At 64.3% G+C, this 15,118-nt stretch carries 9 protein-coding genes and 1 tRNA gene; 5 read left to right on the top strand and 5 right to left on the bottom strand.

Annotated features, from left to right (window positions below; genetic code table 11):
* Nucleotide 1 precedes the first annotated feature (1 nt).
* Complete coding sequence (locus LK12_RS10410) at nucleotides 2–1,255, bottom strand: acetyl-CoA C-acetyltransferase (protein ID WP_039283169.1); 1,254 nt, start codon at nucleotides 1,253–1,255, stop codon at nucleotides 2–4.
* Between the two features lie 239 nt (nucleotides 1,256–1,494).
* Between LK12_RS10410 and LK12_RS10415 the strand changes: the two genes are divergently transcribed.
* From LK12_RS10415 to LK12_RS10425, 3 genes are all read left to right on the top strand, one after another.
* Nucleotides 1,495–3,165 (top strand): MFS transporter, encoded by a 1,671-nt coding sequence (locus tag LK12_RS10415; RefSeq protein ID WP_039283172.1) that lies wholly within the window; start codon nucleotides 1,495–1,497, stop codon nucleotides 3,163–3,165.
* A 140-nt stretch (nucleotides 3,166–3,305) separates the two neighbouring features.
* Nucleotides 3,306–5,591, top strand: coding sequence for a TonB-dependent receptor (locus tag LK12_RS10420; RefSeq protein ID WP_231568316.1), 2,286 nt, complete (start codon nucleotides 3,306–3,308; stop codon nucleotides 5,589–5,591).
* A 131-nt stretch (nucleotides 5,592–5,722) separates the two neighbouring features.
* Nucleotides 5,723–6,766 carry an NAD(P)H-dependent amine dehydrogenase family protein gene (locus tag LK12_RS10425; RefSeq protein ID WP_231568317.1) on the top strand — a complete coding sequence of 348 codons (1,044 nt, stop codon included), beginning with the start codon at nucleotides 5,723–5,725 and terminating at the stop codon, nucleotides 6,764–6,766.
* On the opposite strand, the gene LK12_RS10430 is transcribed toward LK12_RS10425, so the two are convergent.
* From LK12_RS10430 to LK12_RS10445, 4 genes are all read right to left on the bottom strand, one after another.
* A complete protein-coding gene (locus LK12_RS10430; RefSeq protein WP_039283175.1) occupies nucleotides 6,757–8,169 on the bottom strand; it encodes an efflux transporter outer membrane subunit in 1,413 nt (470 codons plus the stop codon). The genes LK12_RS10425 and LK12_RS10430 overlap by 10 nt on opposite strands.
* Entirely contained in the window at nucleotides 8,166–11,366 is a 3,201-nt protein-coding gene (locus tag LK12_RS10435; RefSeq protein WP_039283176.1) for an efflux RND transporter permease subunit, read from the bottom strand. The genes LK12_RS10430 and LK12_RS10435 overlap by 4 nt, the downstream gene beginning before the upstream one ends.
* Nucleotides 11,367–11,373: 7 nt before the next feature.
* Nucleotides 11,374–12,537, bottom strand: a complete 1,164-nt coding sequence (locus LK12_RS10440) for an efflux RND transporter periplasmic adaptor subunit (protein WP_052223317.1) — start codon at nucleotides 12,535–12,537, stop codon at nucleotides 11,374–11,376.
* A 318-nt stretch (nucleotides 12,538–12,855) separates the two neighbouring features.
* Nucleotides 12,856–12,945: transfer RNA gene (locus tag LK12_RS10445), tRNA-Ser, on the bottom strand.
* A gap of 154 nt (nucleotides 12,946–13,099) precedes the next feature.
* On the opposite strand from LK12_RS10445, the gene LK12_RS10450 reads away from it, so the two are divergent.
* Together LK12_RS10450 and LK12_RS10455 are read left to right on the top strand one after the other, a co-directional pair.
* Nucleotides 13,100–14,134: a lytic murein transglycosylase gene (locus LK12_RS10450; RefSeq protein ID WP_156135447.1), complete on the top strand. Its 1,035-nt coding sequence runs from the start codon at nucleotides 13,100–13,102 to the stop codon at nucleotides 14,132–14,134.
* Nucleotides 14,118–15,092, top strand: coding sequence for an SPOR domain-containing protein (locus LK12_RS10455; RefSeq protein ID WP_039283180.1), 975 nt, complete (start codon nucleotides 14,118–14,120; stop codon nucleotides 15,090–15,092). Before LK12_RS10450 ends, LK12_RS10455 begins: the two co-directional genes overlap by 17 nt.
* Nucleotides 15,093–15,118: the final 26 nt, after the last annotated feature.

Here is a 15,118-nt window from a genome sequence, read left to right on the forward strand (position 1 = left end):
TTCAGACGCGTTCGATGATGATGGCCGGGGCCATACCGCCCGCGGCGCACATCGTGATGAGGCCGTAGCGGCCGCCGGTGCGCTCAAGTTCGTCCAGCGCTGTGCCGATCAGGATTGCGCCGGTTCCGGCGATCGGGTGCCCCAGAGCAATCGAACCACCATTGGGATTGACCTTGCTGCGGTCGAGGTCGAGGTCGCGAATGAACTTTTCCACGACGACGGCGAACGCCTCGTTGATTTCCCACACGTCGATGTCGTCCTTGGTCAGGCCCGCCTTGGCGAGAACCTTCTTCGCCGCAGGCACCGGGCCGTTGAGCATCAGCGTGGGGCAATCGCCCATTTCGGCCATGGCGACGATGCGGGCGCGCGGCTTCAGGCCATGCTTGTCGGCATAGTCCTTGGACGCCAGCAGGATCGCCGAAGCGCCGTCGACCACGCCCGAGGAAATGCCGACGTGGTGGATAGGCTTGATCTCGACGTCGGGATAGACCTGGTTGATCAGTTCGACGAAGGTCTTGCCGCCGGGCACCGAAGGCATGTTGTAGAACATCTCGAAGGCAGGCTTGAGCTGGGCAAGACCCTCGGCCGTCGTTTCGGGCCGCGGATACTCCTCATGGTCGAGGATGACATTGCCTTCATCGTCCTTAACGGTGATGGTGGATTTGTCGAAGCGGCCTTCCTTGATCGCGACGTCGGCACGGCGCTGGCTCTCGACACCCCAGGCTTCGAGTTCCTCGCGGGTGATACCTTCCATCGCGGCGATCGCATCCGCGCAGACGCCCTGGTTCGACTGCGGGTGCTTGGCCTGGAGGCGCGGGTTGCCGGCGCCCATGCCGGCGCTGCCGAGACCGGCTTCGCGCATCTTCATGCCGTAGGCATTGGCATAGGACAGCATGTCCATGCCGCCCGAGACCATCAGGTCCGCCATGCCCGACATGATCATCGCCGAGGCGAGATTGGTCGAGGTGATGCTCGAGCCGCAGAAGCGGTTGAGCGTGACGCCTCCGGCCTTGACGTCGTAACCGGCATCGAGCGCGGCCATGCGGCCGATGTCGCCGGCCTGCAGGCCGAGTGCGGCGGACACGCCCCAGATGACGTCATCGACGTCGGCGGTGTCGAGATCGTTGCGGTCCTTGAGGGCCGAGAGAACCGAGGCGGAAAGGTGTTCGGGGTGCATCTGCGAGAGCGCGCCCTTGCCCATCTTGCCAAGCCCGCGCGGGGTCCGGACAGCGTCGATGATGTAGGCGTCGGTCACGATTGGTCTCCTCGAATTCCGGTGGCGCAAACGCGCCGTTTTCGGGGTCATGCGTGGGCGTATAGGGAAAAGCAATCGGTCGGCGGCGCCCTATCGCTGAGGCGATTGCTATCACGGGTTAGTATATTGGAACGGGAACGGATTGCGTCAATCGATCGTCTTCGCGATGCGTCCGCTTGACGCATGCGGCGAGCACGGCGAGACCTCATGAACATAACAGGCGCAGGGGAATAGAAGCGATGGCGGGCACTGCACACGCCGAACACGATAATGCCGGAGGAGCATTCGCGCCGCTGCAGGAGCCGGTGTTCCGACGGATCTGGTCGGCCAGCCTGTTTTCCAACTTCGGGCAACTGTTTCTCGGGGTCGGCGCAGCCTGGGAAATGACCCGTCTGTCGGACGAACCCAGCATGGTCGCCCTGGTGCAGACGGCGATGATGGTGCCGCTGATGCTCGTGACGGTACCGGCGGGCGCGATTGCCGACATGTTCGACCGGCGCCGCATCGCCATGACTGGCCTGGGCTTCAGCGCCGTGTGCGCCGGCACGCTGGCAATGATATCCCATTTCGATCTGATCACGCCCTGGCTGCTTCTGGGTTTCTGTGTGCTTATTGGGGCGGGCGTGGCCCTTTTCTCGCCATCGTGGCAGGCCTCGATTCCCGAGCAGGTCTCGCGGGCGCATCTGCCCGCGGCGGTCGCGTTGGGGACGATCAGCTACAACGTCGCGCGCAGCTTCGGCCCGGCGCTGGGTGGCGTGATCGTGGTGATCTACGGCGCCAAGTCCGTGTTCGGCATGACCGCGCTTCTCTACCTGCCCTTGCTGACGGCCTTCTTCTTCTGGCGCCGCAGGCATGTTCCCTCGCGATTGCCACCGGAGCGGATCGACCGGGCCATCATCGGCGGGGCGCGATACGCCTTGCACGCCCCGGCCATCCGGACTGCGCTGTTGCGGGTCCTTGCCTTCGGGCTTTCCACCGCGACCGCGTCAGCTCTGGCGCCGCTGATTGCCAAGGACCTGCTCGACGGCGACGCCGCCACTTTCGGCATCCTGCTGGGTGCGCAGGGTATCGGCGCCGTCACCGGGGCTCTGTTCGTCAGTTCCATTCGCGAGCGGATTTCCACCGAGTGGGCCGTGCGAATCTTTGCCGTAGGTTCGGGCGTTGCTCTCGTGTCGATCGGCTTCAGTCACTCGCTGGCAGTCAGCTGCGCGGCATTTCTCGTAGTCGGGGCCTGCAACATCCTGACCATCGCCATGCTCAACGTGACTGTTCAGCTTTCCGCCCCGCGGTGGGTGACCGCGCGAGCGCTGTCGCTGTTCTCCTCGGCGATCACGGCGGGTATCGGCATAGGTGCCTGGGGATGGGGCGTCGTGGCAGGTGAGTACGACGTCGCTTTTGCCGTCATCGCATCGGGCATTGCGGTTTCCGCCACTTCGCTGCTCGGGCTGGTGTTGCCTATCGCCAAGGACGAAGTACTCGACAACGCATCCATCGAAATCGGTCACGAGCCGGAAGTCAGCCTGGGACTTTCGATGCGGTCCGGGCCGGTGATCGTGGAAGTGGAATACGACGTCGATCCGGACCGTGCCCGGGACTTCTACGGCGTGATGATGAAAATGCAGAGCATGCGCAAACGCATCGGGGCGTTCCAATGGTCGATAGCGCGCGACATCGCCAATCCTGCCTTGTGGACGGAGCGGTACCACTGCCCGACCTGGGGCGATTACCTGCGCATGCGGGACCGCTACACCCAGGCCGACTTCGCCATCCAGGAAGAAGCGGACGGCTACAACCGCTCCGGCAGCGAGAGACGCGTGCGCCGGCGCCTGGAGAGACCGTTCGGCTCGGTGCGCTGGAAGGCGGATTCGTATGACCCGCATCAGGAGACGGTGGGCTTCATCACGCCCTGATCAACAAGGACCACCACCGGAATCGGCCCTGTTGCAACAATGGCGCAGGCGCGATGTTTTTGACACCTGTCCAGCTTTTTGCTGGAAATGTATCCGGCGCCGGATTACGTCCCTCCATGAAAAACATAGGGAGGGATATCGTGAAGATTGGAAGGACTTCCGCGTCTGTTTTTGGTCTCGTCGGTCTGGCCGTTCTGGCTCCGGCGCATGCTTACGCGCAGGACAGCGAGGATTCAGCAACCGATAGCGGCGTGATCATCGTCACCGCGCAGCGCCGCGCAGAGGCGCAGGTCGATGTGCCGATTTCGATCACCAACCTGAGCAGCGATGCGCTCAAGACTGCCAGTGTCGAGCAGCTTGCCGACATCGGCAAGGTCACGCCGGCTCTGCGCTTCGACTTTGCCGGTGGTTTCTTCCAGCCGACCATTCGCGGCATCGGTACCGCCGTGGCGACGTCGGGTGGTGGCGGCAACGTCGGTATCTACGTCGACGGGTTCTATTCACCCAACCCGCTTGCGGCCGACTTCGACCTGATCAGCGTGGAAAGCATCCAGGTTCTCAAGGGGCCGCAAGGCACGCTTTTCGGCCGCAACACGACCGGTGGCGCCATTCTTGTGTCCACGCGTGAACCGTCGACGGATGCCAACGCCATCCAGGGGCGAGTGAGCTATGGTCGCTACAACGAGTTCAAGGCCGAGCAATTCTCCAACTACGTGATCTCTGATCGTGTCGCGGTCAGTCTCGAGAGCCAGTATCGTCGCGGCGACGGCTGGCAGCATGACATCTCGAACAACGACAAGCGCGTGGGCGACTACGAGAACTGGTCGGTGCGTATCGGGCTCAAGGCAGACCTGACCGACGACGTGAACGTGCTCTTGCGTTACAAGCACGGCAAGGTCGACGATCCCTCTCCGCTGTTGACGTCTTCGTACTACAGCGACGAGTTCGGGCTGGGCGCACCGTTCGGCGGCGTTCCCGGTACCTATACCACTGCCAAGAACGAGATTGCTTCCGGCTCGGTGCCGGAGTTCTTCCGTTCCAACAGCGACGTCGTGCAGGTGACGATCAGGGCCGATCTGGGATTTGCCGACCTGACCTCGTACTCGCAGTATCGCAACGAAAAGGTCGATTCCTCGCTGGAACTCGATTATTCGGGCCTCGACATTTTCCAGCTCGGTCTGCCCAACAACAACGATACCTGGAGCCAGGAATTCCTGCTGACATCCAAGGCGGGCACGCCGTTGCAGTGGACGGCCGGCCTGTTCTATTTCGAGAATACCGACCAGTACATCACCGACATCGACAATTTCGGCAACGATCCAAACTCGCGTATCCGCCTCGGCGGTTCGAGCACCACCGTGCGCAGCTATGCCGCATTCCTCGACGCGACCTACGAGATCACGCCGAAGCTCTTCGTCACGGGCGGCTTGCGGTATTCCTACGACAAGATCGACGACGCGTACTACAACACGCGCTTCCTCGCTCCGACGACCATTACGCTGCCGGATGGCACTGTCTGCACATCGACGGACGGACGGATCTACATCAAGGATTGCGATCCCGATGCTGTCGACTTCGCCAAGGGCGACCGCCTCACGCCGCGTGTTGTCATCCGCTACAAGCCCACGGACCAGACAAGCATCTATGCTTCCTACACCAAGGGTTACAAGGCAGCGATCATCGATGTGGGCGGCTCCTGCCAGAACGCACCCTACGTCTGCAGCCGGGTGAAGCCCGAGACGATCAACGCCTTCGAAGTCGGCGCCAAGTACGAAACCTATGGCCTCTCGCTCGAGGCTGCGGGGTTCTACTATGACTACAAGGACCTGCAGGTTTCAATCTACGAGGCCGGCACCGCGCGTATCGTCAATGCCGCCAAGTCGGAGATCTACGGTCTCGAAGGGGCCGCACGGGTCAAGCCCACAGCCGGCCTCGAATTGTCCGCTGGCGCTTCGTGGGTGCATGCCCGCTACAAGGACTTCAACAACGCTCCGATCTATACGCCTTGCGCAGATCTGGATGCGGCGACGCAAGCAGTATGTGCGGCAAATGGAATCTCGTTCCTGGTCCTCGGCCAGGATCTGAACAACGTCACCATGCAGCGCACGCCTGAATTCACCGGATTCCTGGCGGCGCGCTATGCCACCGAGGTTGGCGGCGGCGAACTCGCGCTCTCAGGTAACCTGTCGTATTCGTCGAGCTTCCACTTCGGCCCCTCGGGCATCCAGTTCAAGCAGGGCGGTTATGAGACCCTGTCGCTGCGGGCCCAGTGGACCGCGCCGAGCGAGCACTGGTACCTCGCGGCCTACGGCAACAACGTGACGAACAGCCGCTATCTCACGCAGGTGCAGTACTCGAACTTCGGCATCGGCGCGAACTGGTCGAAGCCGATTACCTACGGGGTCGAGGCCGGCTTCAACTTCTGAGGGGCGGACCGGCAGAAGCGTTCCCACGCGGGGATTGTCCGCTGGACGCGCCTCTGACCTAATGCGAACAAGTCAGCGCCGCCCCGGAGCGATCCGGGGCGGCGTTTACGATTAATCGGACGGGAGAGTGCATGATGCCCGAAAACAAGACCTGGCGCGTGGTTCAATGGGCTACGGGCAATGTCGGAAGCCGCGCGCTGCGCATGGTTATAGAGCATCCGCGCATGGAACTGGCCGGCCTGTGGGTGAGTTCGCCCGAAAAGATCGGCAAGGACGCCGGAGCGCTTTGCGGCCTGCCCGAAACCGGTATCAAGGCGACCAGTTCGCTGGACGAGATCGTTGCGCTCGACGCCGATTGCGTCCTGTTCATGCCGCAAGGCACCGACTACGATGCGCTTTGCGCACTGCTGGCTTCGGGCAAGAACGTGGTCACCACCCGGGGCGATTTCCACTATCCGCCGATGATGGATCCGGCCAAGCGCGCCAGGATAGAGGAAGCCTGCGCCAGGGGCGGCACCTCGATCTATTCCACCGGTTCCAGCCCGGGCTTCGTGACCGAGGCTCTGGCGATTCCCTTGCTTTCGCTGCAGCGCGAACACGGCCTGCTGACGATCGACGAATATGCCGACGTCTCGAGCCGCAACTCGCCCGAAATGCTCTTCCAGATCATGGGCTTCGCCGCGCCGATGGCGCCATTCGACCAGCGCCGCGCCGAGCACCTGAAGGGTGATTTCGGCAGCTCTCTCTCGCAGGTTGCCGAGGCGATCGGCCTGCCGGCGGACGAGATCGAGGCATTTGGCGAACTTTCGGCGACGACGGGCGATCTCGACATCGCGGCGGGTAAAGTACCTGCAGGCACGGTCGGCGCCATGCGGACGACGATTACCTGCAAGCACAAGGGCCGCCCGGTCCTGCGCTTTCGCGCCAACTGGTATGTCACCACCGAAATCGAGCACGAGTGGGACCTGCGCGAATCCGGGTGGCGCATCGCCACAGAGGGCGACACGCCGGTGAAAGTGGACATCACCTTCCCGGTGACCGAGGAGGAATACGCCGCCTATACGCCGGGTTTGACGGCGCATCGCCCGATCAACGCGATTCCCTCCGTCTGCGGGGCCGAACCGGGCATCCGCACGACCGTGGAATTGCCGCAGATCATCCCGATCTATTCCTGAAGCGCCGTGGCCTGGTCGCCGCCGAGAACGCGATAAAGCGTGATGCGGTTGGCGGCCGCCTGCAGGCGTACCGCCACTTCGCTGCGCCGCGCGGTGTAGAGGCTGCGCTGCGCATCGAGGTTGTCCAGGGAACTGGCGATACCTTGCCTGTACGTTGCCTCGGTGAGGCGGGCGGTGTCCTTCGCTGCGTCGGTATAGGCTTCGGCCGCGCGCAGCCGCTCGGCCAGCGTTCCCTGATCGGCAAGAGCGTCGGCGACTTCGCGAAAGGCGGTCTGGATCGCCTCTTCGTAGGTGGCCAGGGCAGCATCCCGCTGGGCTTTGGCGACATTGACGTCGGCGGCCTTGCCTCCGGCATTGAAGATCGACCAGCTCGCATCTGCGCCGACGGTGGTGGCAAAGGAGCCGCTGTCGAACAGGGAGGAGAGAGCATCGCTGGCAAAGCCGAGCAGGCCTGTCAGCGAGATCGAGGGAAACAGCTGCGCGCGCGCTACGCCGATATCCGCATTGGCTGCCCGCAGGTCGTACTCGGCCGAGACCACGTCCGGACGGCGCAGGAGGACGTCGGAGCTGGTACCAGCCGGAAGCACGGCAAGCCCGTCATTGACCTGCTGTATGCCCCTCGGGAGCAGGCCTTGATCGAAGTCGGTCCCAACCAACAGGCGTATAGCGTTGATGTCCTGCGCCAGGGCCGTCTTCTGCGAGGCGACGTCGCCCTTTGCCGTTTCCAGTATCTGCAGCGACTGGCTGAGATCGGTGCGCGGGGCGATGCCGCCTTCGAGCCGGGCCCGCGTGAGGCGGACGCTGTCTTCTGCATTGGCGACCGTCGATTGCGCGATCGAGAGCAGATCGCGGTCGGCGGCATAGGTCGCCCAGGCCAGTGCGAGGTCGGCGACCAGCCCCAGCCGAACCGTGCGGGCGGCAGCATCGGTCGAGAGCGCGGCATCGCGCTGGGCCTGGGTGGCATTGGCAAGCTTGCCGAACAGGTCGAGTTCGAAACTGGAGACGCCGCCCTGGGCCGAATAGGACCATCCATCGCCACCTGCACCGCCACCCTGGTCGACGCGGAAGACCGATGCGGCGGTATCGACAGCAGGAAACTGGTTGGCACGCACCACGCGGATCTGCGCCCTTGCTGCGGCGACATCGGCCGCGGCGGCGCGCAGGTTCCGGTTGTTGGCGAGCGCCTTGCCGATCAGCGTTTGCAAACGCGGGTCGCGGAAAATTTCCTTGTAGGATACCAGCGGCAGTCCCGCCTCGCTCTGTGCGAGATAGACATCGCCGACCGGCCACGACGCAGGAACAGCCGGGGCAGGGGCGACGTAGGTGGGGGCCATCGAGCAGGCTGCAAGCGTGCTGGCAGGCAGCAGCAAGGCGATCAGGCGCTTTCTCGTCGCGCTGGTCATGCCGGATCTCCCGAGGCTCGACGCCGCTCGCGCAGCTGCGCCCGGACGGTGGCGAGGCCATCGCGAACACTGCGGCGGACCAGGACGAAGAACAGAGGAATGTAGAATATCGCCAGCAGCGTTGCCGTCAGCATGCCGCCGACGACTGCCGTACCGATGGCGATGCGGCTGTTGGCGCCGGCGCCCGTGGCGAGGGCGAGCGGGAGCACGCCGAAGATGAAGGCGAAGCTGGTCATCAGGATCGGGCGCAGGCGGATGCGGGCAGCTTCCAGCGCAGCATCGATCACGCGTTTGCCCTGCCGCTCGGCCTGTTCGGCGAATTCGATCATGAGGATCGCGTTCTTGGCGGCGAGACCCATCGTCGTGAGCAGGCCGATCTGGAGATAGACGTCGTTCTGCAGCCCGCGCAGTGTCACGAAAGCAATGGCGCCCAGCAGGCCCAGGGGGATCACGAGGATCACCGCGACGGGGATGGACCAGCTCTCGTAGAGCGCGGCAAGGCACAGGAACACGACCAGCAGCGACAGCGCGTAGAGCGCGGGCGCCTGACCGGAGGAGAGGCGTTCCTGATAGGAGGATCCCGACCACGCCACGCTGATCCCGGGTATTTTCGACGCCAGCTGCGCCATCTCGTCCATGGCGGTGCCAGAGCTCACGCCCGGCGCGGCGGTACCCGAGAACTCGTACGCGGGCAGGCCGTTGAAACGCGAGGTCGAGCTGGGCGCAGTCGACCAGCTTACGGTGGAGAAGGCGGAGAAGGGCGACATCTGCCCGTTGGAGCCGCGGACGAACCACTGCGAGAGGTCTTCCGGCCGTGAGCGGAAGGGGGCATCGCCCTGGACATAGACCCGCTTTACGCGGCCCTTGTCGATGAAATCGTTGACGTAGGTGCCGCCCCAGGCGGTCGAAAGCGTGTCGTTCACGTCGTTGGCATCGAGGCCGAAGGCGGTCAGCGCGCGGGTGTCGGTGTCGATCTTGAGAGTGGACACATCGGGCAGGTCGCCCAGTCGCACGCCGGTAAGCCGATCGTTCTGCGATGCTTCGGCCAGCAGCCTGTCGCGCGCTTCCTCGAAATTCTCGCGGCTCATGCCGGTACGGTTCTGGAGCTGCATCTCGAAGCCCGAGGACGTACCCAGGCCCCGGATCGCGCCCGGCACCAGCGCGAAGACCTGCGCATTGCGGAAGTTGCGGAAAGCGCCGATCGCGCGCTGGACGATGGCGTCGGCGGAATCGCTCGGGTCCGTGCGCTCTTCCCAGTCCTTGAGCCGGATGAAGGCCTGCCCGGTATTCTGGCCGCTCGCCCCGAAACCCGCTCCCGAAATCGAGAACATGCCCGAGACGTTCTGCTTCTCGTAGGTGAGGAAGTAGTTTTCGATTTCGTGCTGCACGTCCTCGGTCTGTTCGCGTGGTGTGCCGGCGGGCAGGCGCCATTGCACCATCACGAGGCCCTGATCCTCGTTGGGCAGGAACCCGGTGGGCAAGCGTTGGAACAGCACAAGCGTGGCGACACAGATCACCGCGAACACGCCAAGCCAGCGCCACTTGTGCGCGACGATACGCTCGATCCCGCGCCCATAGGCCGACGTACCGCGTTCGAAAGTGCGGTTGAAGCCCTTGTGGAACTTCTCCCACCCGCGCGCCAGCAATGGAAAGCTCTTCTCGATAAATGTGGGGATCTTCTCGTCTTCCGGCATCTTGGGCTTGAGCAGCGACGCGGTGAGAGCGGGGCTGAGGATCAGCGCGACCAGCACCGACAGCACCATGGCCGAGATGATCGTCAGCGAAAACTGGCGGTAGATCACGCCCGTCGATCCGCCGAAGAACGCCATCGGCAGGAACACGGCAGAGAGGACCAGCGCGATGGCGATCAGCGCGACCTGGATTTCCTCCATCGACTTGATCGTGGCCTCGCGCGCCGACATGCCGGGATTCTCTTCCAGCAGGCGCTCGACGTTCTCGACCACGACGATGGCGTCGTCGACCAGCAGGCCGATTGCCAGCACCAGCCCGAACAGCGTCAACGTGTTGATCGAGAAGCCCATGACATAGAGGATTGCGAAAGTGCCCAGCAGCACGACCGGAACCGCAATCGCCGGAATCAGCGTGGCGCGCCAACTCTGCAGGAAGACGAACATCACGATGACGACGAGGACGATGGCTTCGAACAGCGCCTTTTCGACTTCGGAAATCGAGAGCTTGATGAACTCGGTGGTGTCGCTGCCGTAGGTGAACTCGAGGCCGTCCGGCATGTTGTTGGACAGCTCTTCCATCTTCGCCTTGACCGCCTCGGCGGTTGCCAGTGCGTCGGCGCCGGGTGAGAGCGATACCGATACGCCCGCGCCGGGATGCCGGTTGAAGCGGCTGACGGCGCTGTAGTTCTCTGCCCCTATTTCGACACGGGCGACATCGCCCACGGTGACCACGGAGCCATCGGAGTTGGTCTTCACCACGATGGCCCGGAACTGTTCTGGGGTCTGCATCCGCGAGCCGGCGGTGACGATGGCGTCGATCGGTTGGCCTTCGGGAGCGGGCAGGCCGCCCAGCTCGCCGGCAGCTACTTCGGTGTTTTGCGAGCGGATGGCCGCGATCACATCGCTCGGCATCAGGGCCACGGCGGCCAGCTTGTTCGGGTTGAGCCAGATTCGCATCGCATGCGGCGCCCCGAACACGTTGACTTCGCCCACGCCCTCGACGCGTGAGAGCGGGTCCTGGATGTTCGACGTCAGGTAGTCCGAAACGTCCTGGTTCGATCGCGTGTCCGTGGCGTCGTAGACCGCGACGAGCAACAGCTGGTCGGGGTTGGACTTGGTGACCCGCACGCCCTGGTTCTGCACCGACTGGGGCAGGCGCGAGATGGCCGACTGGACCTTGTTCTGGACCTGCACTTGCGCAATGTCCGGATCGGTACCCTTGGCGAAGACCGCGCTGATCGTCGCCCGACCGCGATTGGTGGACTGCGAGCTGAAGTAGAGCAGGCCGTCGATGCCGGTGAGCTGCTGCTCGATGATCTGGGTGACGCTGTTCTCGATCGTTTCGGCAGAAGCGCCGGGATAGGTGGCGCGGATATTGACCTGCGTGGGGGCGATGTCCGGGTATTGTTCATTGGGCAGGTATTCGAGCGCGCCGATCCCGGCGAGCATCACGACAATGGCAAGAACCCATGCGAAGATCGGCCGGTCGATGAAGATTCGCGACATGCCGGGATCAGGTGCCCTTGCCGGAGCCGGCAGCCGACGGCGGGGCGATCTTCTGCGGTGTCGAGGCTGGCGTCGGCTTCACCTCGGCACCCTGCCTGAGCCCGTTGAGGCCCTGCACGATGACCTTGTCGCCCTTCCGGAGGCCGGCGGTGATGACCGAACTGGCCTTGAAGGTCCGGTCAGCGGAGACCTTGCGCCGCTCCGCCTTGTTGTCCTTGTTCACGACCATGACATAGGCGCTGCCGTCGAAATCGCGGCGCACCGCCGTCTGCGGCACGAGAAACGCATTGGGATCGGAAGCCTGGTCGAACACGGCGGTCACGAACATTCCGGGCAGCAGCAGGCCGTCGGGATTGGGGAAGCGCGCGCGCAGCGTGACCGTTCCCGTGTCCTCGTTCACCGTGACTTCCGAGAACTCCACGGTGCCGGAAAATTCGTATTGCGAACCACCGTCGAGCACCAGGTGCACCTCGGTGCTGCCCGGCGTCACGCCGCCGGCCGCGAGCTTGCGGCGCAGCGCCGTCAGGTCCGCGGCGGACTGCTGCATGTCGACATAGATCGGATCGGTGCGCTGGATGATCGCCAGCGGGTCGGTCTGGCTGGCACTGGCGAGCGCGCCTACGGTCGCCAGCGAACGGCCGATGCGGCCGCTGATCGGGGCAGGAACGGTCGTGAAGCGCAGGTTGATGCGCGCGGTATCGAGCGAGGCAGCGTTTTGGGCCACGGCCGCCTGGGCAACACGTGCTTCGGCCCGCGCGTCGGTATAGTCCTGCTTGGCGATCGCCTCCATCTCGGCAAGCGGCTTGTAGCGCTCCGCCTTCGCTGCTGCAGCATCGGCCGTCGCCCTGGCGCTGGCAAGGTTGGCCTTCGCCTGGTTGACCGCGGCTTCGTAAAGGCTGGGATCGATCTGGAACAGTGGCTGGCCGGCCCGCACGTAGCTGCCCTGGGTGAAATAGCGCTTCCGGATCACGCCCGAGACCTGGGGGCGTACTTGTGATGTCTCGTAGGCGACCGTGCGGCCGCTGAGCGAAGCAGACAGCGGCACTGCCGTGGGTTGCAGCACGATGTAACCGACCTGCACGGGCGGGCGGCCGGTGCGAGCATCCGGATCGTCGGAGCAGCCGGCTAGAGACGCTGTCGTCAGCAGGCCGAGGGAGAGGCGCAAGAACATGGTAAGGGACAGTTTTGGAGTCAAAGGGTAAACCAAGTAGTACACCTTTACGAAAACTTGCGGGTTCTATCGATAGATTTCTCGCACTCCGCAAGCGCCTATTTCGCACTTGCGACATTTTGCGACCAGCCAACGGCTGCAGCGAACGGTAGCAGCCTCGCTGGCGCCGACGTGCTCGCCCCCCGTCGTGGCGTGCATTGCCGAGTTGCGGCCGACGGGGGGCCGCGTCGTATTTGAGGAAGGAAGCTTTCCCGAGCCCGGAAAAGGCCCAGCTGGCCCACCTTCGCAGGGCCGGTGTTTTGCTGGGAAATAGGCCGGTGGCGGACAGGGTGGGATTCGAACCCACGGTGAGCTTGCACCCACGGCGGTTTTCAAGACCGCTGCCTTAAACCACTCGGCCACCTGTCCGCTGCCCATCGCGCATAGCCAAATGTGGCGCGGGTGCAAGAGGGTGTGGAGTGCGCCTTGGCACGGTGAATGGCATCGCCTTTGCGCCGGCTGTCCACGGCGGCGGCGAACGAACGGTTTGCAAGGGCTCGGCTTTGTGCGAAATTCGCCGGCAATGATTTCGATGAAAACACCCAAGCTTTTGCGCATTCCCGTCCTGGTTGCCAGCCTCGCCATGCTGCCTTTGCCGGCCACGCGCGCTGACGCCCAGCAGGAGAGCTTTTCCTCCTACATGCAGCTTGTGGCCGCACATGCCCGCAGCCAGGGGGTGAGCGAGCGGACGATCACCTCCGTTCTCGGCGGCCTTACACCGAACCAGCGGGTCATCGAGCTCGATACGGCCCAGCCGGGGCGTCAGAGCGGGCCGCCGCCGATGGCCCCCTACATCGCCCGGCACGTGGGAAGTTCGATCGTCAGCCGGGGAAGGGCCCGCTATGCGGCATTGTCCTCGATCCTGCCGGGAATCGAGCGTCGCTATGGTGTGCCGGCCTCGGTCCTCTTCGCGATCTGGGGGCACGAGACCAATTACGGCAGTTACACCGGCGATTTCGACCTCGCGCGGTCGCTCGCGACCCTGGCCTGGGAAGGGCGCCGGCGCGACCTGTTCGAGGGCGAACTGATCGCGCTGTTGAAGATGGTGGACCGCGGCGTGCCGCGCGACAAGCTCAAGGGCAGCTGGGCAGGGGCGTTCGGTTATCCGCAATTCCTGCCGAGCGTCTATCTGCGTCTCGCCGTCGACGGCGACGGCGACGGCAGGGCCGATATCTTCGATAATTCGGCTGACTCGCTGGCGTCGATTGCCAATTACTTTCGCGATGCCGGCTGGCGGCAGGGGCAGCCGTGGGGCGTGCGCGCCGCCGTGCCTTCGGGGTTCGACGTCGACGCCTATGCCACCAAGCTCAATGCGCCGAGCTGCGATCGTGTCCATGCCCGCCATTCGCAGTGGAAGACCGTTTCCGAATGGCGCGCCCTGGGCGTTTCTCCGCTGGAACCGATCGCCAGCGACGTCCTCGTCTCGCTGTTCCAGCCCGACGGGCCGGGCACGCCGGCGTATCTGTTAACCGGGAATTATCGGGTGATCCTGCAGTACAACTGCTCGAATTACTATGCCCTGTCCGTAGGATTGCTTGCCGATGAGATTGCCCGTTAACCGCGTTATCCCCTTTGCCGCGCTGCTTCTGCTGGGCACGGGGCCTGCGATCGCGAAGGACCATTCGGAAAAGCAGACCGTGCCGGTGACCGGCCCGGCCGCGGACTATCCCGTGGTCATCGGCGATCCGTTTACCATAGGCGACACCGTCTGGACCCCGACCGACCAGCTCAATTACGATGCTGTCGGGTACGCGACCGTTGGCGGCGACGATGTTTCCGGCGTTACCGGCGCCCACAAGACGCTGCCGTTGCCCAGCTATGTCGAGGTTACGGCTCTGGATAGCGGCAAGACCATTCTCCTCCGCCTCGAGCAGCGCGGTCCGATGGTCAACGACGTGCTGATCCAGCTGTCTCCGATGGCCGCAGAGCAGCTCGGCCTGGCGCCGGGCAGCCATTCGCCGGTCCGTGTGCGCCGCGTCAATCCGCCGGAGCCGGAAAGAGCCCTGCTGCGGACCGGAAAGCGAGCGCCCGAGCGGATGGAGACGCCCGATGGCCTGCTAAAGGTGCTTCGCCGCAAGCTCGCCGATCAGGCACCGCTGCGTCCTCCGCCGTCGACGCCGCCCGAAATGCCGACGGGCGTGCCGGCGGAAACCGCAAAAGCGGCACCTACTCCCGGTTCCGACGCGAAACCGGCGGCAGTGGCGCAGCCTGTAACGTCGCCTCCGGCCGCGGCCCCCGTGGCCCCGGCTGCGCCGGCGCCGGCCGCGGCCAAGCAAGCGCCGAAGCCAGCCTCCTCGCCGGCAGCGGAGGGATCGCTGGTGGTGCAGGTCGCCGCGTTCTCGGTCGAGGCCAATGCCCACAAGGCGGCCAGGCAGCTCGGCGCCAATGTCAGCCACCCCGGCAAGTACTGGCTGGTTCAGCTCGGCCCCTTCGCAAACAGTGCACAAGCCACGCCGGCGCTGGAGAAGGCCCGGCGCGCAGGCTATAGGGACGCACGAATCCAGTCTGCGGATTGACCGGAACAGCCGGCTCCGCATGCAAA

The organism is Novosphingobium malaysiense, from assembly GCF_000802225.1.
GTDB classification, from domain to species: Bacteria; Pseudomonadota; Alphaproteobacteria; order Sphingomonadales; family Sphingomonadaceae; genus Novosphingobium; species Novosphingobium malaysiense.

Coding starts and splice junctions, on each gene's coding strand:
- LK12_RS10415 (WP_039283172.1), top strand. CDS start 1,495: ATGGCGGGCACTGCACACGCCGAACACGATAATGCCGGAGGAGCATTC.
- LK12_RS10425 (WP_231568317.1), top strand. CDS start 5,723: ATGATGCCCGAAAACAAGACCTGGCGCGTGGTTCAATGGGCTACGGGC.
- LK12_RS10430 (WP_039283175.1), bottom strand. CDS start 8,169: ATGACCAGCGCGACGAGAAAGCGCCTGATCGCCTTGCTGCTGCCTGCC.
- LK12_RS10435 (WP_039283176.1), bottom strand. CDS start 11,366: ATGTCGCGAATCTTCATCGACCGGCCGATCTTCGCATGGGTTCTTGCC.
- LK12_RS10440 (WP_052223317.1), bottom strand. CDS start 12,537: ATGTTCTTGCGCCTCTCCCTCGGCCTGCTGACGACAGCGTCTCTAGCC.
- LK12_RS10450 (WP_156135447.1), top strand. CDS start 13,100: ATGATTTCGATGAAAACACCCAAGCTTTTGCGCATTCCCGTCCTGGTT.
- LK12_RS10455 (WP_039283180.1), top strand. CDS start 14,118: ATGAGATTGCCCGTTAACCGCGTTATCCCCTTTGCCGCGCTGCTTCTG.